The organism is Pantoea sp. alder81 (assembly GCF_020179835.1).
GTDB lineage: Bacteria > Pseudomonadota > Gammaproteobacteria > Enterobacterales > Enterobacteriaceae > Pantoea.
This window is the reverse complement of record NZ_JAIUDA010000009.1, coordinates 134,312-153,480: the sequence shown is the minus strand read 5'-3', so window position 1 is coordinate 153,480 and position 19,169 is coordinate 134,312. Positions and strand designations below refer to the sequence as shown.

The window sequence follows — 19,169 nt, the reverse complement described above, 5'->3', positions numbered from 1 at the left end:
GCGAAGGCGAATTATAACCTCTTCAGATCGCAAAGAAAAAAAAGCGATAATCGTTGTCACATTTCTGTTTTTTAACTATTTATCATAGGTCGGGTTTTTCATAAAAGTGTCATAAAACTGACGCATAATGGCGCCGCAAATCCCAGTGACCTATTGTCACAAAAGCAGGAGTTATAATGGCTAAGCGCATTTTGGTTGTGGAAGACGAAGCTCCCATCCGTGAAATGTTATGTTTCGTGCTGGAACAGAATGATTATCAGCCTATTGAGGCAGAAGACTATGACAGCGCGATTGGTAAGTTGATCGAACCCTGGCCTGATTTAATTCTGCTGGATTGGATGTTGCCTGGCGGCAGCGGTATTCAGTTTATTAAACATTTGAAACGTGAAGCCATGACGCGCGACATCCCGGTGATGATGCTGACGGCGCGCGGTGAAGAAGAAGATCGCGTGCGCGGTCTGGAAGTGGGCGCGGATGACTACATCACCAAACCTTTCTCACCGAAAGAGCTGATGGCACGTATCAAAGCGGTGATGCGCCGTATTTCACCAATGGCGGTGGAAGAGGTGATTGAGATGCAGGGTCTGAGCCTCGATCCTTCCTCGCATCGCGTGATGTCGGAAAGTACCCCGCTGGAAATGGGACCTACCGAATATAAATTGCTGCACTTCTTTATGACGCACCCAGAGCGTGTTTACAGCCGCGAACAGCTGCTGAACCACGTTTGGGGCACCAACGTCTACGTGGAAGATCGTACCGTTGATGTGCATATCCGTCGTTTACGTAAAGCACTGGAAGTATCTGGCCACGATCGCATGGTTCAAACCGTACGCGGAACAGGGTATCGTTTCTCTGCCCGCTACTAAACGGAGTCTTTTACCGTGCTGGAACGACTCTCCTGGAAGAGATTATTGACTGAGCTGGCGCTGGTCTGTTTGCCCGCGCTGGTGCTTGGTCTGTTGTTCGGTTATCTGCCCTGGCTACTGCTGATTGCAGTGTCGGGTGTGATGTTTTGGCACTTTAGAAATCTGATGCGTCTGTCGCACTGGCTGTGGGTCGATCGTTCTATGACGCCACCCGCCGGGCGCGGTAGCTGGGAACCGCTGTTCTACGGCCTGTATCAGATGCAACTGCGTAACCGTCGTCGTCGTCGTGAGTTGGGGAACCTGATTAAGCGCTTTCGTAGCGGCGCGGAATCCCTGCCCGATGCAGTGATACTGACCACCGAAGAGGGCACCATTTTCTGGTGCAACGGGCTGGCACAACAGCATCTCGGGCTACGCTGGCCGGAAGATAATGGCCAGAACATCCTCAATTTACTGCGCTATCCTGAGTTTTCCCGCTATATTCGCCAACGCGATTTTGACAAGCCGCTGACGCTGGTGCTGAACAATCAACATCATATGGAATTTCGTGTGATGCCCTACAGCGAAGGGCAATGGTTGATGGTGGCGCGCGATGTTACCCAGATGCACCAGCTGGAAGGGGCGCGGCGTAACTTCTTTGCCAACGTCAGTCATGAACTGCGTACGCCGTTAACGGTGTTGCAGGGCTATCTGGAAATGATGGACGATGCGGCGATGAACGAGCGCACGCGCGGCAAGGCGTTGCACACCATGCAGGAGCAAACCCGCCGCATGGATAGCCTGGTGAAACAGCTGCTGACCTTGTCGCGTATCGAAGCCGCGCCCGCTATCGATCTCAAAGAAACGGTGGATGTCCCGGGCATGCTGCAACTGTTGCAGCGCGAGGCGGAAACGCTCAGCCAGGGCCGGCACAGCATCCATTTCCGCACCGATCCGCACCTCAAAGTCTTCGGTAATGATGAACAGCTGCGCAGCGCCATTTCCAATCTGGTGTACAACGCGGTGAATCACACGCCGGAGGGAACGCGCCTCGATATCAGCTGGCTGCGCACCAAAGAGGGGGCGGAATTCAAAGTGTGCGATAACGGACCGGGGATCAGCGAGGAGCATTTGCCGCGCCTCACCGAGCGTTTTTATCGGGTCGATAAAGCCCGATCGCGTGCGACCGGCGGCAGTGGCTTAGGGCTGGCGATCGTTAAGCATGCATTGAGCCATCACACGGCGAGGCTGGAGATCACCAGTATTCCGCATCAGGAAACCTGTTTTAGTTTTGTGCTGCCACCACGCTTGATTGTGGCGAAAAGCGTTCACAGCAAGGTCAGTTAAACACGACGGAGCGGCGCAATTTATTGCGCTATGCCAATGGATTAGGCCATGTACGAGTTATTCGCACATACGGTAGCGGCGCAATGTATTGCGCGATCAATCGTGCCGCTACAGAATGTGCACTTGAATGTTCATGACCTGATTGACGGAAGACCTGATGAAATCGCTGTTGCTGTTCACGTTGCTGCTGTGCTCTACGCTGGCACCAGCCCAACAAACCATGCTCACCGGCAATTTAAGCAGCGTCGGTTCCGACACCCTCGGCTATCTGATGACCTTATGGGGCGAGGATTTCAGCCGCCAGTCACCGGGCGTTAACGTTCAGGTACAGGCGGCTGGATCCTCAACCGCACCCACCGCGCTGGCGGCAGGCGCAGCCCAACTCGGGGCGATGAGCCGCCCGATGCAAATTGATGAACGCCAACTGTTTACCTCGCGCTACGGCTATCCACCGCTGGCGGTGCCGGTCGCAATGGATGCGCTGGTGGTGGTGGTGAATCAGGACAATCCGCTATCCCGTATCGATCAACCACAACTCGATGCCCTTTTCTCTGTCACCCGCCTGTGCGGTGCGCACGCTGTGCCGCAGCGCTGGGGCGATCTTGGCCTCAATCAGGGGAATTGGGCGCAACGCAGCATTCAACGCTTTGGCCGTAACTCGGCATCGGGAACCTGGGGTTTCTTCAAACAGCAAGCGCTGTGCAAAGGCGATTTCCGTTCGGACGTTGCAGAGTTTCCCGGCTCGGCGGCGGTGGTGCAGGCAGTGGCGGCGACCCCTAACAGCATTGGTTATGCCAGTTTTGGCTTTCACCTGAGCGGCGTGAAAATGGTACCGATCGTGACTGCACAGGGCGACAGCGTGATGCCCGATGCCGAATCGATTCGCAATGGTCGTTATCCGTGGTCGCGTCCGCTCTATATTTACGTCAATAAAGCGCCGGGCAAACCGCTGCCGCCACTGGTGAATGCGTTCTTACATCAGGTGTTATCGTCAGAAGGGCAGCGCCGGGTGACGGAGGCCGGTTATCTGCCGCTTTCCGACAGCCAGATGGCGCAGGCACGTGCTGCCATTGAGTAAAATTGAAGAACGAACATCCGATCATGAATTTTATTCACGTCACCTGAATTTTCTTCCATTGCCCAATGTGTTTCGGCATGTCACTCTCTCTGGAAATTTAGCCATCCAGATGGCTATAGATAACCAGATGAAATTATACCCTGACGCAATTATGCGTTTAGCCAGGAGTGAACATGCCACAACAACAACCGTTCCGTGCCGATACCGTCGGCAGTTTTCTGCGTCCTGCAGCGATCAAGCAAGCGCGCGTGCAGTTTGCCAATGGCGAGATCACGGCTGAGCAGCTGCGTCAGGTAGAAGATAAAGAGATCCGCCATGTGGTCGAGCAGCAACGTGCCAACGGACTGCAAGTGGTAACAGACGGCGAGTTCCGTCGTGCCTGGTGGCACTTTGACTTCTTTGGCGATCTGCAGGGCGTTGAGCTGTTTGAAGCGGAGCAGGGCATTCAGTTCAATGGTGTGCAAACCAAAGCGCACGGCGTGAAAGTCACCGGCAAAGTGGCCTTTAATCCGCATCACCCAATGCTGGATCACTTCCGCTTCCTGAAAAGCATTGCAGGCGACGCCGTGGCGAAGATGACCATCCCCAGCCCAAGCGTGCTGCATTTCCGTGGTGGACGTAAGGTGATCGATGCCACCGTTTATCCCGATCTGAAAGAGTACTTTGCTGACCTGGCGCAGACTTACAAAGATGCGATTGCGGCTTTCTATGCGGCGGGCTGCCGTTTTCTGCAGCTGGATGACACCGTTTGGGCCTATCTATGTTCTTCGGATCAGCAGCAGCAGATCCGTGAGCGCGGCGAAGATCCGCAGGAACTGGCACGTATTTACGCTGAGGTTCTGAACAAAGCGCTGGAAGATAAACCGGCTGACCTGACGATTGGTCTGCATGTGTGTCGCGGCAACTTCCGCTCAACCTGGATTTCTGAAGGCGGCTATGAGCCAGTGGCCGAGATTCTGTTTGGTCAGGTGAATATCGATGCCTACTTCCTCGAATATGACAACGAGCGTTCCGGTGGTTTTGAACCGCTGCGCTTTATCAAGCCAGGTCATCAGCAAGTGGTATTGGGTCTGATCACCACCAAAAACGGTGAACTGGAAGATCCAGCGCAGGTAAAAGCGCGGCTGCAGGAAGCCTCACAGTTCGTTAGCCTGAACCAGATTTGCCTCAGCCCACAATGTGGCTTTGCCTCAACAGAAGAGGGCAACAGCCTGACGGAAGAGCAGCAGTGGCAGAAGATTCGTCTGGTGGTCGATATCGCCAATCAGGTGTGGTGAAGCTGTAAACTTGTGCAAACAGGCGCGTAAACCGCGCCTTTTGTGCATCTTAAAGCCCATTTTTGCAATGAGATCTCCCGCAGTGCGGAAACTTTAAGCAAATCATCTGAGGTGTTTTCACGCTATTCCCCGCTGATACACTGCTTTGTGTCACTTTCTTGTTATATCCTTCTGGTTTTCCGATCCCGTATTGCCTTTCTTCGCTATAAACGTTTTAATTTGCGCCGTTGTCGATTTATCCCTCTGCGAACAGAAGAAAAGTAGATTAAATCACCTGCGCTTTAACGATTAGGCCCGCATAACACTCTGATCTAATCAGATAAGCCTTTGTTTTCGCGCATGCAGAGGACAACACGCACTCAACTTCCACCGCAACATCAGCTACAGGCAGTACAGAAGTTTATGACACATCGTTTAACCTCCAAGGATATCCTGGCGCTGGGCTTCATGACGTTTGCCCTGTTCGTTGGCGCAGGGAACATTATCTTTCCACCTATGGTGGGGATTCAGTCTGGCGAACACGTCTGGATTGCCGCTTTCGGCTTTCTGATTACTGCTGTTGGCTTGCCGGTGATGACCGTTATCGCCCTGGCACGCGTCGGTGGCGGCATTGATGCCCTCAGCTCGCCGATTGGTAAAGCCGCAGGCCTGCTGCTGGCAACGGTTTGCTATCTGGCGGTCGGTCCGCTGTTCGCCACGCCGCGTACTGCGACCGTTTCGTTTGAAGTGGGGATTGCTCCGCTGACCGGTGATGGTGCGCTGCCGTTGTTCATCTACAGCCTGATTTATTTTGCGCTGGTGATTGGCATTTCCCTGTATCCAGGCAAATTGCTGGATACCGTCGGCCACTTCCTCGCTCCGTTGAAAATCGTGGCGCTGACCATTCTCGGTCTGGCAGCACTGCTGTGGCCGGCTGGTGGTATCGCGCCTGCAACGGCCGATTATCAGCGTGCGGCCTTCTCCAGTGGCTTCGTTAACGGCTATCTGACCATGGATACGCTGGGCGCGCTGGTGTTCGGCATTGTTATCGTCAATGCGGCACGTTCTCGCGGCGTTGAAGATGCGAAACTGTTGACCCGTTACACCATGCTGGCGGGCGTGATTGCCGGTGTTGGCTTGACGCTGGTGTACCTGAGCCTGTTCAAACTCGGCTCTGGCAGTGCGGGCCTGGTTGATCAGAATGCCAACGGCGCGGCGATTCTGCATGCGTATGTGCAGCAGACCTTTGGCGGTATGGGCAGCTTCTTCCTGGCGGCATTGATCTTCGTGGCCTGCATGGTGACGGCGGTGGGCCTGACCTGTGCCTGTGCAGAATTCTTTGCGCAACACCTGCCGTTGTCGTATAAAGCGCTGGTGTTTATTCTGGGTCTGTTCTCAATGGTGGTGTCGAATCTCGGCCTGAGCCATTTAATTCAGATCTCGATTCCGGTGCTGACGGCGATTTATCCGCCGTGCATCGTGCTGGTGGTGCTGAGCTTCACCCTGAAGTGGTGGAATAAGAGCTCGCGTATCATCGCGCCGACCATGCTGGTAAGCCTGCTGTTCGGTATTGTTGATGCCATCAAAACCACGAATTTCAAAGATGTGCTGCCGCTGTTTAGCCAGCATCTGCCGCTGGCCGATCAGGGACTCTCCTGGTTGCCGCCATCGCTGGTGATGCTGGTGATTGCCGCAGTGGTGGATCGGGCAAAAGGACGCGAACAAGTCGCTGTCCACCAGTAAGAAACATTGCTGTTAATTTCAACCACGGGCTTGCCCGTGGTTTTTTCATTTACAAGGTATTGGTGTTATGCAAGAAACCAACAAGCTCAAACGCGGACTGAGCACGCGCCACATCCGCTTTATGGCGCTGGGATCGGCAATCGGTACCGGGCTGTTTTACGGCTCGGCGGATGCGATCAAAATGGCAGGTCCCAGCGTGCTGCTGGCTTACATCATCGGCGGTGCGGTGGCGTACATCATCATGCGTGCGTTGGGTGAGATGTCAGTGAATAACCCACAGGCCAGCTCGTTCTCGCGTTACGCGCAGGACTATCTGGGGCCGTTGGCGGGTTACATCACCGGCTGGACCTACTGTTTTGAAATCCTGATTGTGGCGATTGCCGACGTGACGGCTTTTGGTATCTACATGGGCGTGTGGTTCCCGGAGGTGCCGCACTGGATTTGGGTGCTGTCGGTGGTGCTGATTATCGGTGCCATTAACCTGATGAGCGTTAAGGTATTTGGTGAAGTCGAGTTCTGGTTCTCCTTCTTCAAAGTCGCCACCATCATCATCATGATCATCGCCGGTTTTGGCATGATTTTCTGGGGCATCGGCAACGGCGGTCAGCCTACGGGGATCCATAACCTGTGGACCAACGGTGGCTTCTTCGCTCACGGCATTGTGGGCATGTTGCTGTCACTGCAGATGGTAATGTTTGCCTATGGCGGTATTGAGATCATCGGTATCACTGCGGGTGAAGCCGAAGAGCCTGAGAAGTCGATTCCACGCGCGATTAACTCAGTTCCGCTGCGTATTCTGGTGTTCTATGTGGGCACGCTGTTTGTCATCATGTCGATCTATCCGTGGAACCAGGTTGGCACCTCCGGCAGCCCCTTTGTGCTGACTTTCCAGCATTTGGGCATTGCAGCGGCAGCTTCGATTCTTAACTTTGTAGTATTGACGGCGTCACTGTCGGCAATCAACAGCGATGTGTTCGGCGTCGGGCGTATGCTGCACGGCATGGCGCAGCAGGGCCACGCACCGAAGATGTTCCAGAAGGTATCCGATCGCGGGATTCCGTGGGTCACGGTTGTGGTGATGATGTTTGCGATGCTGATCGCGGTGTATCTCAACTACCTGATGCCGGAAAAAGTGTTCCTGGTGATCGCCTCGCTGGCGACCTTCGCCACGGTGTGGGTCTGGATCATGATTCTGCTTTCGCAAATCGCGTTTCGTCGCAAGATTGGCAAAGAGCAGGCGGGTAAATTGCAATTCGCCCTGCCTGGCGGCAGCAAAACCGCCTGGGTTGGCGTGGCCTTCCTGGTGTTTATCATTGCCCTGATCGGTTATTTCCCCGATACGCGCGTGTCGTTGTATGTCGGCTTCGCGTGGATTGTGCTGCTGTTGCTGGCATGGCCGCTGGCGAAAAAGCGTAAAGCCTGATTATCCCGATGTGCCTGACGGGCAGAATGTTTGCTCGTTAAGCATGGTGAGAAAAGTATCGCTCAGGGCGGGAAAGATTCCCGCCCTGAGCTTTTCAGCATGATGAAACGTGCACGCCGAAGCGCGACTACCAGTTGCTCCCCAAGGCAATCTCGCCGCCCGCCGGGCTGAGGTGATTGTCGTCGTAATAGAGCGGCAGCCCCCCGCTGGTGATCATACAACCCTGCTCATTACATAGATTCTCTCGCAGCGATAATACGCGCACGCCCTGTTGCTTATAGCGTTGCAATAATTTCTCGACGGCCTCTTCCGGGAACTGGAACAACCTGGTGCGCTCTGAGAGCAGCGGCGGGGCTTCCCACTTGCTCAGCCAGGCGCTCAGTTCACGACGAATCGGGATGTTACGGTTATTGCTGTAGCGCAGCGGATCGACATCCACTGAGGGTGCATCCTCTATTACCGTGACCTTTTTACCCGCCTGAGTCAGCTGGGCCACCACGCGATCCATGCCCGCTTGCAGCGCATCCAGATTACTTTTTTCGGGATGATCGGTTTCGCGGAAACCGGCACCCGGTAACAGACTCATACCCGATGCCCAATAGGCGCTGATCACCACTTCGTCCACCTTGTCGCTCAGCACCATCTTCAGTACTTCCTGATTAAATGTGATGCATTGCTGCGCATGACGCGGCATTTGGTTCACCACGCGCGTGGCTCCAATCAGAAACGGGCAGGAGGCTTTAGTGAGTTGATAAAGCGGCTTGTGCTGACGTTGTGCATAGCTCGACACTGAAGCACGCAGCGCGGCAGCGTGACTGTCGCCAATTAAGGCGATACCGGGGCGGTCGGTGTTTGGATGACACTCCGCATGCCGGGAGGGCAGGTTAGCCCCGTACTCAAGCAGACACGGATTACGCTGTGCCGATATTTTCCAGCTGTCCGCATTGACCACTAACTCACTGACGCGCGATTTCATGCCCCCGGTTTGCCACAACAGCAACATCGCTCCCGCAGCAATGATGGACGAGGCACAGTAGCCGGGAATCACCCAATGCGTGCCGGTGCGAGCCTGGCGGAAAGGCTGTTCGACAAAGCGCCATGAAAACCAGGCGATGCCCAGCGCTACGCCGCTGATCATCAAACCTTGCCAGACAGTAAGGGGATGATCGCTGCAGATGCGCGCCAGACTCAGCAGCGGCCAGTGCCACAGGTACCAGGAATAGGAAATCTTACCGATAAAGCGCATCAGCGGATTTTCTAACAGTAACTGATTAAGCTCGCTGCGGGCGCCAATCATCAGACAACCTGCCAGCACCGGAACGATAGCCAACCAGCCGGGAAATTGGCTTTGGCTACTGAGCAGCAGGCTGGCAGAGAGTATCATCAGCCAGCCCAGCAGGTTGAGCATGCCGGCGGCACGGCCGGTGAGTGGCTGCGGTTTCAACAGCGCCAGCAGCACACCGGCGCCGAGTTCCCAGGCACGTGTTGGCAGCAAATAAAAGGCGTGGGTGGCGGCAAACGGCGTAACCCAGATACAGGACGCCAGAGAAATCACGCTCAGAATCAGCACGACACTGCTCATCGATCTTTTTAGTCGTACCGCCAACAGCAGAATAAACGGCAACACAATGTAGAACTGTTCTTCAATCCCCAATGACCAGGTCATGAGCAGGGGATTTAAATCAGAATCGGTACTGAAATAGTCGCCACTCTTCAGTAACAGCATATTTGGCACGGCGATAAATACCGCCAGGCTGTATTTGGCTAACTGGCTGAACTCCAGGGGCGATAGCAGAATAAAGCCCAACAGCAGCAATATCGTCATCATAAAAAATAACGCGGGGGCGATACGTTTAATTCGGCGTAAATAGAATTGATAAAAAGAGAATCGACCCTCGGATATTTCTTTGCTGATAATACCACCGATCAGAAAGCCGGAAATAACAAAGAACAGATCGACACCAATAAAACCGCCCTGCAGCGAGGTGACGCCAGAGTGATAAAGTACCACCAAAATTATGGCGACGGCGCGCAGGCCGTCAATATCCGCCCGATAGCGGTGAGAGGCATTCGCAGTCATAATTTAACCCAGAAGTTAGGATAGGGATGGTTAACCGTTCCAGAAAAAATAAATCGGCGCATCCTGTCGCCGAAAAAAGTTACAAAGGAGAAAAGTGGGTATTACAAGGGATGATTGACGCTGCAAGAATACGTGATTTTAGCCGCGAAATATCAGGTCGATGGAAAATTAGAATAATCGCAGATTAAGAGGGTGTTTATATTTACACTGCTGAAGCATAAATAGCGAAAAGATAAGCCCGGATTATCCTTCAGGCTTATCTTTGTGCGTGGTGAAAAGTCACTACAGGCTGATGTGGGCGGGTAACAGCGCCTTAAGCTGTGGGTAGATAACCGTATTGGCCAGCAGCACAGGATTACCCTGTTGCAGGCCATTGTGACCAAGATAATCATTGGTCATGCCGCCGGCTTCACGCATCAATACAATCCCAGGCAAACCGTCCCACGGATTCATATGCGCTTCGTAATAGCCGATCAAGCGGCCGGCGGCAGCCCAGGCACTCATTAATGCGCCGGAACCATTACGGATAAACATGCCGCCCTGTGACAACAAGCCACCAATGAAGGCCGTCAACGGTTCCACCGGTTGGCTGTTGGAACTGCTAAGGCCGAGCACGCCCTGATTAAGCTGCTGCGCGCTGTGTGCCTGAATGCGCTTTTCATTGACCCAGGCACCTTTACCGCGACAGGCATGGAAAGTCTCATGATGGTTGGGATCGCAGACCACGCCAATCACTGGCTCATTTTCACAAACAATCGCCAGCGACACGCACCAGTTGTGTAATCCATTCAGAAAGTTGCTGGTGCCATCAATGGGATCGATCACCCAGACAAAGCGCGCACCGGTGGTATCACCGCCGCTCTCTTCACCCAGCACAGCGTCATCGGGGAAGCGCTCGTAAATCAAATGCTTGACCAATTCTTCTACGTTGCGGTCGGCTTCGCTGACCACATCCTGTAAATCCTTTTTATGCTCAATCACCAGTTGATGACGCTGCTGATACCAGGATAAAGCACGGCTGGCTGCAGTTTTGGCGACATCACAGGCAAAGTGATAACGCGCGTCAAGTTCGGTTAGCGTAGCTGATGACATCTTTCCCTCTTATCATTTTCTTGCAAACGAAGTGACAAAAAACGCCGAAACAGGCGACCTGGCGATGTGACCTACTTAACAAAAGTTAAGAAAGGTTTCATTAAGCCGCAGATGACTGCGGCTGGCAAGAGGCGTAAATGCTGGGATTGTGAAAAAAAGCGGGTTTAGAGTTGCTGCTGGCGTGCAGCTTCCATCAGGCGCGGGTAGAACTGGAAGAATAGCGGTTCGAGTTGCTGATAATGATCGACGAAATCCTGATAGGAGTCGCGCAGTGCTGCCAGACGCGGTCGGCGGTGTGCCATACCGCTCAATACGCGGGCCAGCCGCGTCGGTTCGGCATAGTGCTCAAACCAGCGTTCACGCCACATCACTGAATTGAGTTCGATGAATCCTTCCGGTGTGCCGGGCAGCTGCGGCATGATTTCACGCTCGGCTGCCGCCGTGAACGCGACTAAGGATTGCGCGGGATGCAGTTTGTCCCAGTGCAGCGCAAGGAAGTGATCCCAGATCACATCCAACGTGATGGGCGCAACGCGACGGGTTTCAGCGCGAAAGAATTGCCGCGCTTCACGCACTTCAGGCAGGTTATCAGTCAAAACATCAAGGCGACGATGCATGGAGATGCCCGCGACAACCGGTTCCGGCCATTGCGACTGCACATTGCCGCGCACGAAGTCGGCCATTAGATTGCCCAGCAGGGAGCTGTCTGCCAGCTGTGCGAGGTGAAGGTGAGCGAGAAAGTTCATGGCGCATTATATACACGTCAACCTTCAAGTTACAGGTGCGTTGGCTGCTCTTGCTCACCTGAATCACTGACTAAAGTGAGCACATCGTGCTGCTCCCATTTGCCACCTTTCTGTACCTCGAATGATGTTGTGTAAAGGCAGCAGCACAGAGATGCAGCCAGTTGTTCAGAATTTCCCGCTTTTCCGCTAAACTATGCCGCCTGTTTTTTAGTCCTGAAGAAGTGATGCATGCGTGTAGCCGATTTTGCTTTTGAGTTGCCAGAATCTTTGATCGCCCACTATCCGCAGGCGCAGCGAAGCGGTTGCCGCTTGCTGGCGCTGGAGGGTCCGAGCGGTGCGTTGAGCCATGAAGTGTTTACCGATGTGCTGGATAAGCTCAATCCGGGCGACCTGTTGGTCTTCAACAACACCCGCGTGATACCGGCGCGCGTCTACGGCCGCAAAGCCAGTGGCGGCAAAATCGAGATGCTGGTAGAACGCATGCTGGACGACAAACGCGTACTGGCGCACGTGCGCGCCTCGAAAGCGCCGAAGCCGGGTGCAGAGTTGCTGCTGGGCGATGACGAAAGCGTCAAAGCCACCATGGTGGCGCGCCACGATACGCTGTTTGAGATCGAATTTGCTGATGACCGTGCGGTGCTGGATATCCTTAACAGCGTCGGCCATATGCCGCTGCCGCCGTATATCGATCGTCCGGACGAAGAAGCGGATCGCGAACTTTATCAAACCGTTTACAGCGCGCGTCCGGGTGCGGTAGCCGCACCGACCGCCGGTTTACACTTTGACGAGCCGCTGCTGGATGCGCTGCGTGCCAAAGGCATCGAAATGGCATTTGTCACGCTGCACGTTGGCGCGGGCACTTTCCAGCCGGTACGCGTCGAGAACATCAACGACCACATCATGCACTCCGAATATGCCGAAGTGCCGCAGGATGTGGTGGATGCGGTGCTTGCGTGTAAAGCGCGCGGCAACAAAGTGGTCGCGGTGGGCACCACTTCCGTGCGTTCTCTGGAGAGCGCGGCGAAGGCGGCTCAGGATGCGCTGATCGCGCCATTCTTCGACGACACGCAAATCTTCATCTACCCGGGCTATCACTATCAGGTGATTGATGCGTTGATCACCAATTTCCATCTGCCGGAATCGACGCTGATTATGTTGGTCTCGGCATTTGCTGGTTATAAAAATACCATGGCGGCTTACCAAAGCGCGGTGGCAGAGCAGTACCGTTTCTTTAGCTATGGGGATGCCATGTACATCACCCGTAATCCACACGCTCCTGACGAAGTGGTTGGAGCTTAATAATCAGACTGTTTCTCTGATTATCTAATGAGGTCAATGTGAAATTTGAATTAGATACCACCGATGGTCGCGCGCGCCGTGGCCGTTTGGTGTTCGATCGTGGTGTGGTTGAAACCCCGGCATTTATGCCAGTGGGTACTTACGGCACTGTAAAGGGCATGACGCCGGAAGAAGTGAAAGAGACCGGCGCACAGATCCTGCTCGGTAACACCTTCCACCTGTGGCTGCGTCCTGGCCAGGAGATCATGAAACTGCACGGCGACCTGCATGATTTTATGAACTGGCAGGGTCCGATCCTTACCGACTCCGGCGGTTTCCAGGTGTTCAGCCTCGGCGACATCCGTAAGATCACCGAAGCGGGTGTGCATTTCCGTAACCCGATCAACGGCGATCCGATTTTCCTCGATCCTGAAAAATCGATGGAAATTCAGTACGACCTCGGTTCAGACGTGGTGATGATTTTCGACGAATGTACGCCGTATCCAGCAGACTGGGATTACGCCAAACGTTCGATGGAGATGTCATTACGTTGGGCACAGCGCAGCCGCGATCGCTTTGATTCGCTTGGCAATAAAAATGCGTTGTTCGGCATTATTCAGGGCGGTGTTTACGAAGATTTACGAGATGTCTCGGTTAAAGGTCTGGTAGATATTGGCTTTGATGGGTACGCTGTGGGCGGCCTGGCGGTGGGTGAGCCTAAAGAGGACATGCACCGTATCCTGGAACACGTCTGTCCGCAAATTCCGCAAGATAAACCGCGTTATTTGATGGGCGTCGGCAAGCCAGAAGATCTGGTGGAAGGCGTTCGCCGCGGTATCGATATGTTTGACTGCGTCATGCCAACGCGTAATGCGCGAAATGGTCACCTGTTTGTGACCGATGGCGTGGTGAAAATCCGTAACGCCAGGTATAAAGATGACACGACAACGCTGGATGCGGAGTGTGATTGTTACACCTGTCGCAATTATAGCCGCGCCTACTTGTATCATCTTGATCGTTGTAACGAAATACTGGGCGCACGTCTGAATACGATTCACAATCTGCGCTACTACCAGCGTCTGATGGCGGGTTTACGTAACGCTATCGAAGAGGGTAAATTAGAGCACTTTGTTAGCGAGTTCTACCAACGGACGGGTAAAGCGGTTCCACCGTTAAACGTCTGATAATTCTATCAATGAGGGAAATTTAATGAGCTTTTTCATTTCTGACGCCGTTGCCGCAGCAGGCGCTCCGTCTCAGGGAAGTCCTTATTCTCTGGTGATCATGCTGGTGGTGTTTGGTCTGATCTTCTATTTCATGATTCTGCGCCCGCAGCAGAAACGTTCTAAAGATCACAAGAAGCTGATGGATTCCATCTCTAAAGGTGATGAAGTGTTGACCAGCGGTGGCCTGGTAGGTCGTGTGACCAAAGTGGCTGACAACGGCTACGTTTCTATCGCCCTGAACGACACCACTGAAGTAGTTGTAAAACGTGATTTCGTGGCCGCCGTTCTGCCGAAAGGTACTATGAAGGCGCTGTAATTTTTTCTTCCCGAAGGGAACTGCCGTGTTAAACCGTTATCCTTTGTGGAAGTACATCATGCTGGTCGTCGTGATTATCGTCGGCCTGCTCTATGCGCTTCCTAACCTTTATGGTGAGGATCCGGCCGTTCAGATCACTGGTGCGCGCGGTGGCGCCGCCAGTGAACAGACGTTGGATCAGATCCAGACTTTATTAAAACAAGATAATATCCAGAGCAAATCCCTCGCTCTGGAAAATGGTGCCATTCTGGCCCGTTTTGACAATCAGGATGTGCAGCTGCGCGCGCGTGATGCGCTCACCACGGCATTGGGCGACAACTATGTTGTGGCACTCAACCTCGCGCCGGCAACCCCGCGCTGGCTGACCCTGCTGGCCGCACAGCCGATGAAACTCGGTCTTGATCTGCGTGGCGGCGTACACTTCCTGATGGAAGTGGATATGGATACCGCTCTGGGCAAGCTGCAAGAGCAGAATGCCGATGGCCTGCGTAGCGATCTGCGCGACAAAAGCATCCCGTATACCAACGTCAATAAAATCGCTAACTACGGCGTAGAAGTGCGTTTCCGCGACGGTGCCAGCCGTGATGCGGCGATCAGCTATCTGTCAGCACGTCATCGCGATCTGGTGATCTCCAGCGTCGGCAGCGATACGCTGCGTGCGGTGATGACCGATGCGCGTCTGAGCGAAGCCCGTGAGTATGCGGTTCAGCAGAACATCAATATCCTGCGTAACCGTGTCAACCAGCTTGGCGTTGCCGAGCCGCTGGTGCAGCGTCAGGGTTCTGACCGCATCGTGGTGGAACTGCCGGGTATTCAGGATACGGCGCGTGCTAAAGAGATTCTGGGTGCGACTGCGACCCTGGAATTCCGTTTGGTCAACACCACCGTTGATCCAAGTGCCGCGGCCAGCGGTCGTGTACCGGGTGATTCGGAAGTGAAAGAAACACGTGAAGGCCAGCCAGTGGTGCTGTACAAGCGTGTGATTCTGACCGGTGACCATATTACCGATTCGACGTCCAGCATGGACGAGTACAACCAGCCGCAGGTGAACATTTCACTGGATGGCGCGGGCGGTAACATGATGTCGAACTTCACCAAGGACAACATCGGTAAAGCGATGGCGACCCTGTTTGTGGAGTACAAGGACAGCGGTAAGAAAGACGCGAACGGTCGTGCAATCCTGGTGAAGCAGGAGCAAGTGATTAACGTGGCGAACATTCAGTCGCGCCTCGGTAACAGCTTCCGTATCACCGGTATCAACAACCCGAACGAAGCCCGTCAGCTTTCGCTGCTGCTGCGTGCTGGTGCGTTGATTGCGCCAATTCAGATTGTGGAAGAGCGTACTATTGGTCCAACTATGGGCCAGCAGAACATCACTCAGGGTCTCGAAGCCTGCTTGTGGGGTCTGATCGCCTCCATTCTGTTCATGGTGTTGTTCTACAAGAAGTTTGGTCTGATTGCATCCAGTGCACTGTTGTGCAACCTGGTGCTGATTGTCGGTGTCATGTCATTACTGCCGGGCGCAACACTGACAATGCCGGGTATTGCCGGTATCGTGTTGACGCTGGCGGTGGCAGTTGATGCCAACGTGTTGATTAACGAACGTATTAAAGAAGAACTGCGTAACGGACGCTCGGTACAGCAGGCGATTCATGAAGGCTATAAAGGCGCCTTCTCCAGTATCGTCGACGCCAACGTCACTACGCTGATTAAAGTTATCATTCTTTATGCGGTCGGTACCGGCTCCATCAAAGGCTTTGCGATTACCACTGCTATCGGTATCGCAACTTCGATGTTCACCGCTATCGTCGGCACCCGTGCCATCGTTAACCTGGTGTACGGCGGCAAACGCATCAACAAGCTGTCTATCTGAGGAGTGCGTTGTGGCACAGGACTATAGTATTGAACAGCTAAACCACGGGCGTAAGGTCGTTGACTTTATGCGCTGGGATACGCTGGCCTTCATCATCTCCGGTTTGCTGATTGTGGCGTCTATCGCCATTATCGGTGTGCGAGGCTTCAACTGGGGCCTCGACTTTACCGGCGGAACGGTGATTGAGATTAACCTGGAAAAACCGGCCGATCTGGACGCATTGCGTGAAGGTTTGGTGAAAGCGGGCTTCCAGGAGCCGCTGGTGCAGAACTTTGGCAGCAGCCGTGACGTGATGGTGCGTATGCCTCCGGTAACCGGGCCAGAAGGTCAGGAACTGGGCACCAAGGTTCTGGCATCGATTAACCAGACCACGCAGCAGAACGCGACCGTGAAGCGTATCGAATTCGTTGGCCCGAGTGTGGGTAGCGATTTGGCGCAGGCGGGGGCGATGGCGCTGTTGTCGGCACTGATTGCGATTCTGATCTATATCGGCATCCGTTTTGAGTGGCGTCTGGCACTGGGTACCGTACTGGCACTGGCGCACGATGTGATCATCACCTGCGGCATTTTGGCGCTGGTGCACATCGAGATCGATCTGACGATTGTGGCCTCGCTGATGTCGGTGATTGGTTACTCGCTTAACGATAAGATCGTGGTTTCCGACCGTATTCGTGAGAACTTCCGCAAAATTCGTCGCGGTACTTCTTACGATATCACCAACGTGTCGTTGACCCAGACGTTGAGCCGTACCTTGATCACCTCGCTGACCACGTTGGCGATGATCATGATTCTGTTCCTGTTTGGTGGCGCGTTGCTGAAAGGCTTCTCGTTGACCATGCTGATCGGTGTCACCATCGGTACCGTTTCCTCAATCTATGTTTCTTCTGCTCTGGCGCTGAAACTGGGTATGAAGCGTGAACACATGCTGGTGCAGAAAGTCGAGAAAGAGGGCGCAGATCAGCCTTCGATCCTGCCTTAATTGTGCTGATGAAATGAAACGGGCTGCCTAAGGGCAGCCCGTTTTTTTTATACGAAGTACGCATGAATGGTAGGTACGCATGAATGCGTACCCTACGGTGCATCGGCGTATCTCCGTAGGGTCGCCATTCATGGTAACCGTTCCACAACGTCGCGTCTCCGTAGGGTCGCCATTCATGGTAACCGTTCCACAACGTCGCGTCTTCGTAGGGTCACCATTTATGGTGACCGCCATGCTCCCTACGATCAGGGCGTCTTCGCTTTTTCCGCTGCAGGTAACACATCATGCACGCGCACATAGCCGAGTTGCTCCGGGGTCAGTCCGCTCAACCGCAGCGGCACCGTGACAGAACTTCGCGGCGTCAGACTGGCTTCAACCTGAATCGTCTGGCTCAAACTTTCTGCACTCAGCGGTTTGCCGCTCGCCGGATCCAGTTCACCCCACACCACCGTAGCGGTCAGGGCAGGGACTGGCTGGTCATCGGTGGAACGAATATTCAGGTTGGCGCGGCTGCCGCTGGCTTCCCCTCCCACACGAGACAGTGACAGACGCAATTTGCCGACCTGCGTTTGTAACTCGACGGGCGTGTTGGCCTGCGGCAATAGCCATGCTCCCTGGGTTGACTGCCCATTGAGCTGACCCTGAATTTCCAGCGCCGTTGCCTGATTAGTGAGCTTGCGCATCTGCTGATTAAGCTGGCTGACTTCCTGATGTAACTCTTTGACCTGCGGTGAAGTCGGCGTTGAACTACAACCACTGAGCACCAGCAGCGAAAGTGCCGCGGGCGCCCAAAACGTCCTGATCGTCATGCATTGTCCTTTCTGTTATTTCGGAATACGTAATACCTGGCCAGGATAGATCTTATCAGGATGCGTCAGCATTGGCTTGTTTGCTTCGAAAATCTTGTTGTATTCATTGGGATTCCCGTAAACCTGTTTGGAAATCGCGCTTAGGGTGTCGCCTTTTTTCACCGTATAGAATTCCGCTTCAGGCGCACTGTCCGTCACGGTGACCTTGTCATCGACCTTAGTGATCCCCGCGACGTTACCGGCGGCCACCAGGATTTTCTCTTTCAGCTCCTGCGAAATGCCATCGCCGCTCACGGTAACGGTGTCGCCTTGCACATCGACTTTGACTTTATCGCTGTCAGGTAAGCCGAGCTGGTTAATATGATCCTGTAATTTTTTGCTGGGATCGTCAGCGCCGGTAACGGCATCCCATAACTTTTCACCTGCTTCTTTCACGAAATTGAACAGACCCATGTGACCTCCTGCAAATGTGCCGGATTGGCTGTTTAAGCTTAGTGGCTTTTCTTGTTTACAGAGCGTGACATCCTGCGTCTGTGAGCCGGGCGGTGATTCGGTCCGGTGTATTTAGTTGCCTGCGAGATCGCGCTACACTGTGTGGCCTATTTATCTCGCGACAGGAAACGTCATGCATTGCCCCTTCTGCTCCGCTGTGGACACCAAAGTGATTGATTCTCGCCTGGTCAGTGAAGGTTCATCGGTGCGTCGCCGCCGCCAGTGTCTGGTGTGCCATGAGCGTTTTACCACCTTTGAAGTGGCTGAACTGGTGATGCCGCGCGTGGTGAAAAGCAACGATGTGCGTGAACCCTTTAACGAAGATAAGCTCGCCAGCGGCATGATGAAGGCGCTGGAGAAACGTCCGGTCAGCGCGGACGCCGTTGATAACGCGGTGAACCACATTAAAACCCAGCTACGTGCCACGGGTGAGCGCGAAATTCCCAGCAAGCTGGTGGGCAATCTGGTGATGGAAGAGTTGAAGAAGCTCGATAAGGTCGCCTACATCCGCTTTGCCTCGGTTTACCGCAGCTTCGAAGATATCCGTGATTTTGGCGAAGAGATCGCCCGCTTACAGGACTAAGCC

Annotated in this window: 17 protein-coding genes; 12 read left to right on the top strand and 5 right to left on the bottom strand. The window is 54.0% G+C overall.

Annotation, left to right across the window (positions count from 1 at the left end):
• Positions 1-176 precede the first annotated feature (176 nt).
• From phoB to proY, 6 genes are all read left to right on the top strand, one after another.
• A complete protein-coding gene (gene phoB, locus LBW88_RS21575; RefSeq protein WP_034830536.1) occupies positions 177-866 on the top strand; it encodes a phosphate response regulator transcription factor PhoB in 690 nt (229 codons plus the stop codon).
• A gap of 15 nt (positions 867-881) precedes the next feature.
• Positions 882-2,192 (top strand): phosphate regulon sensor histidine kinase PhoR, encoded by a 1,311-nt coding sequence (gene phoR / locus LBW88_RS21570; protein WP_224934166.1) that lies wholly within the window; start codon positions 882-884, stop codon positions 2,190-2,192.
• Positions 2,193-2,349: 157 nt separating this feature from the next.
• Positions 2,350-3,270 (top strand): PstS family phosphate ABC transporter substrate-binding protein, encoded by a 921-nt coding sequence (locus LBW88_RS21565; protein WP_224934165.1) that lies wholly within the window; start codon positions 2,350-2,352, stop codon positions 3,268-3,270.
• Between the two features lie 173 nt (positions 3,271-3,443).
• On the top strand, positions 3,444-4,547 hold the full coding sequence (locus LBW88_RS21560; RefSeq protein WP_224934164.1) for a cobalamin-independent methionine synthase II family protein: 1,104 nt from the start codon (positions 3,444-3,446) through the stop codon (positions 4,545-4,547).
• Between the two features lie 402 nt (positions 4,548-4,949).
• On the top strand, positions 4,950-6,269 hold the full coding sequence (brnQ, locus tag LBW88_RS21555) for a branched-chain amino acid transporter carrier protein BrnQ (RefSeq protein WP_224934163.1): 1,320 nt from the start codon (positions 4,950-4,952) through the stop codon (positions 6,267-6,269).
• A 67-nt stretch (positions 6,270-6,336) separates the two neighbouring features.
• On the top strand, positions 6,337-7,692 hold the full coding sequence (proY, locus tag LBW88_RS21550) for a proline-specific permease ProY (RefSeq protein WP_224934162.1): 1,356 nt from the start codon (positions 6,337-6,339) through the stop codon (positions 7,690-7,692).
• Between the two features lie 127 nt (positions 7,693-7,819).
• Here proY and LBW88_RS21545 read toward each other — a convergent pair whose 3' ends face one another.
• The 3 genes from LBW88_RS21545 to LBW88_RS21535 form a co-directional block, all read right to left on the bottom strand.
• Positions 7,820-9,772: an acyltransferase family protein gene (locus LBW88_RS21545; RefSeq protein ID WP_224934161.1), complete on the bottom strand. Its 1,953-nt coding sequence runs from the start codon at positions 9,770-9,772 to the stop codon at positions 7,820-7,822.
• Positions 9,773-10,054: 282 nt separating this feature from the next.
• Positions 10,055-10,864, bottom strand: a complete 810-nt coding sequence (locus tag LBW88_RS21540; protein WP_224934160.1) for an inositol monophosphatase family protein — start codon at positions 10,862-10,864, stop codon at positions 10,055-10,057.
• A gap of 164 nt (positions 10,865-11,028) precedes the next feature.
• On the bottom strand, positions 11,029-11,610 hold the full coding sequence (locus LBW88_RS21535; protein ID WP_200573307.1) for an ACP phosphodiesterase: 582 nt from the start codon (positions 11,608-11,610) through the stop codon (positions 11,029-11,031).
• 228 nt (positions 11,611-11,838) lie between these two features.
• Between LBW88_RS21535 and queA the strand changes: the two genes are divergently transcribed.
• Genes queA through secF form a run of 5 tightly spaced genes read left to right on the top strand, consistent with a single transcriptional unit; the run spans position 11,839 to position 17,282 of the window.
• Positions 11,839-12,909 carry a tRNA preQ1(34) S-adenosylmethionine ribosyltransferase-isomerase QueA gene (gene queA / locus LBW88_RS21530; protein WP_224934159.1) on the top strand — a complete coding sequence of 357 codons (1,071 nt, stop codon included), beginning with the start codon at positions 11,839-11,841 and terminating at the stop codon, positions 12,907-12,909.
• Between the two features lie 38 nt (positions 12,910-12,947).
• A complete protein-coding gene (tgt, locus tag LBW88_RS21525) occupies positions 12,948-14,072 on the top strand; it encodes a tRNA guanosine(34) transglycosylase Tgt (RefSeq protein WP_224934158.1) in 1,125 nt (374 codons plus the stop codon).
• A gap of 25 nt (positions 14,073-14,097) precedes the next feature.
• On the top strand, positions 14,098-14,430 hold the full coding sequence (gene yajC / locus LBW88_RS21520; protein WP_034831018.1) for a preprotein translocase subunit YajC: 333 nt from the start codon (positions 14,098-14,100) through the stop codon (positions 14,428-14,430).
• Between the two features lie 25 nt (positions 14,431-14,455).
• Positions 14,456-16,303 carry a protein translocase subunit SecD gene (secD, locus tag LBW88_RS21515; protein ID WP_224934157.1) on the top strand — a complete coding sequence of 616 codons (1,848 nt, stop codon included), beginning with the start codon at positions 14,456-14,458 and terminating at the stop codon, positions 16,301-16,303.
• 10 nt (positions 16,304-16,313) lie between these two features.
• Complete coding sequence (gene secF, locus LBW88_RS21510) at positions 16,314-17,282, top strand: protein translocase subunit SecF (protein WP_224934156.1); 969 nt, start codon at positions 16,314-16,316, stop codon at positions 17,280-17,282.
• Between the two features lie 245 nt (positions 17,283-17,527).
• On the opposite strand, the gene LBW88_RS21505 is transcribed toward secF, so the two are convergent.
• Positions 17,528-18,091, bottom strand: coding sequence for a DUF3251 domain-containing protein (locus LBW88_RS21505; protein ID WP_224934155.1), 564 nt, complete (start codon positions 18,089-18,091; stop codon positions 17,528-17,530).
• A 15-nt stretch (positions 18,092-18,106) separates the two neighbouring features.
• Positions 18,107-18,544 (bottom strand): peptidoglycan-binding protein LysM, encoded by a 438-nt coding sequence (lysM, locus tag LBW88_RS21500; RefSeq protein WP_224934154.1) that lies wholly within the window; start codon positions 18,542-18,544, stop codon positions 18,107-18,109.
• 172 nt (positions 18,545-18,716) lie between these two features.
• Between lysM and nrdR the strand changes: the two genes are divergently transcribed.
• The gene (nrdR, locus tag LBW88_RS21495) at positions 18,717-19,166 is read left to right on the top strand and encodes a transcriptional regulator NrdR (protein ID WP_034831027.1); all 450 of its coding nucleotides are present in this window, start codon (positions 18,717-18,719) and stop codon (positions 19,164-19,166) included.
• The last annotated feature ends 3 nt before the right edge of the window (positions 19,167-19,169 follow it).

Bases quoted from the DNA above. Each gene is read 5' to 3' on its own strand.
- phoB (WP_034830536.1), top strand. From the start codon at position 177: ATGGCTAAGCGCATTTTGGTTGTGGAAGACGAAGCTCCCATCCGTGAA.
- LBW88_RS21565 (WP_224934165.1), top strand. From the start codon at position 2,350: ATGAAATCGCTGTTGCTGTTCACGTTGCTGCTGTGCTCTACGCTGGCA.
- LBW88_RS21560 (WP_224934164.1), top strand. From the start codon at position 3,444: ATGCCACAACAACAACCGTTCCGTGCCGATACCGTCGGCAGTTTTCTG.
- brnQ (WP_224934163.1), top strand. From the start codon at position 4,950: ATGACACATCGTTTAACCTCCAAGGATATCCTGGCGCTGGGCTTCATG.
- proY (WP_224934162.1), top strand. From the start codon at position 6,337: ATGCAAGAAACCAACAAGCTCAAACGCGGACTGAGCACGCGCCACATC.
- LBW88_RS21545 (WP_224934161.1), bottom strand. From the start codon at position 9,772: ATGACTGCGAATGCCTCTCACCGCTATCGGGCGGATATTGACGGCCTG.
- LBW88_RS21540 (WP_224934160.1), bottom strand. From the start codon at position 10,864: ATGTCATCAGCTACGCTAACCGAACTTGACGCGCGTTATCACTTTGCC.
- LBW88_RS21535 (WP_200573307.1), bottom strand. From the start codon at position 11,610: ATGAACTTTCTCGCTCACCTTCACCTCGCACAGCTGGCAGACAGCTCC.
- queA (WP_224934159.1), top strand. From the start codon at position 11,839: ATGCGTGTAGCCGATTTTGCTTTTGAGTTGCCAGAATCTTTGATCGCC.
- yajC (WP_034831018.1), top strand. From the start codon at position 14,098: ATGAGCTTTTTCATTTCTGACGCCGTTGCCGCAGCAGGCGCTCCGTCT.
- LBW88_RS21505 (WP_224934155.1), bottom strand. From the start codon at position 18,091: ATGACGATCAGGACGTTTTGGGCGCCCGCGGCACTTTCGCTGCTGGTG.
- lysM (WP_224934154.1), bottom strand. From the start codon at position 18,544: ATGGGTCTGTTCAATTTCGTGAAAGAAGCAGGTGAAAAGTTATGGGAT.
- nrdR (WP_034831027.1), top strand. From the start codon at position 18,717: ATGCATTGCCCCTTCTGCTCCGCTGTGGACACCAAAGTGATTGATTCT.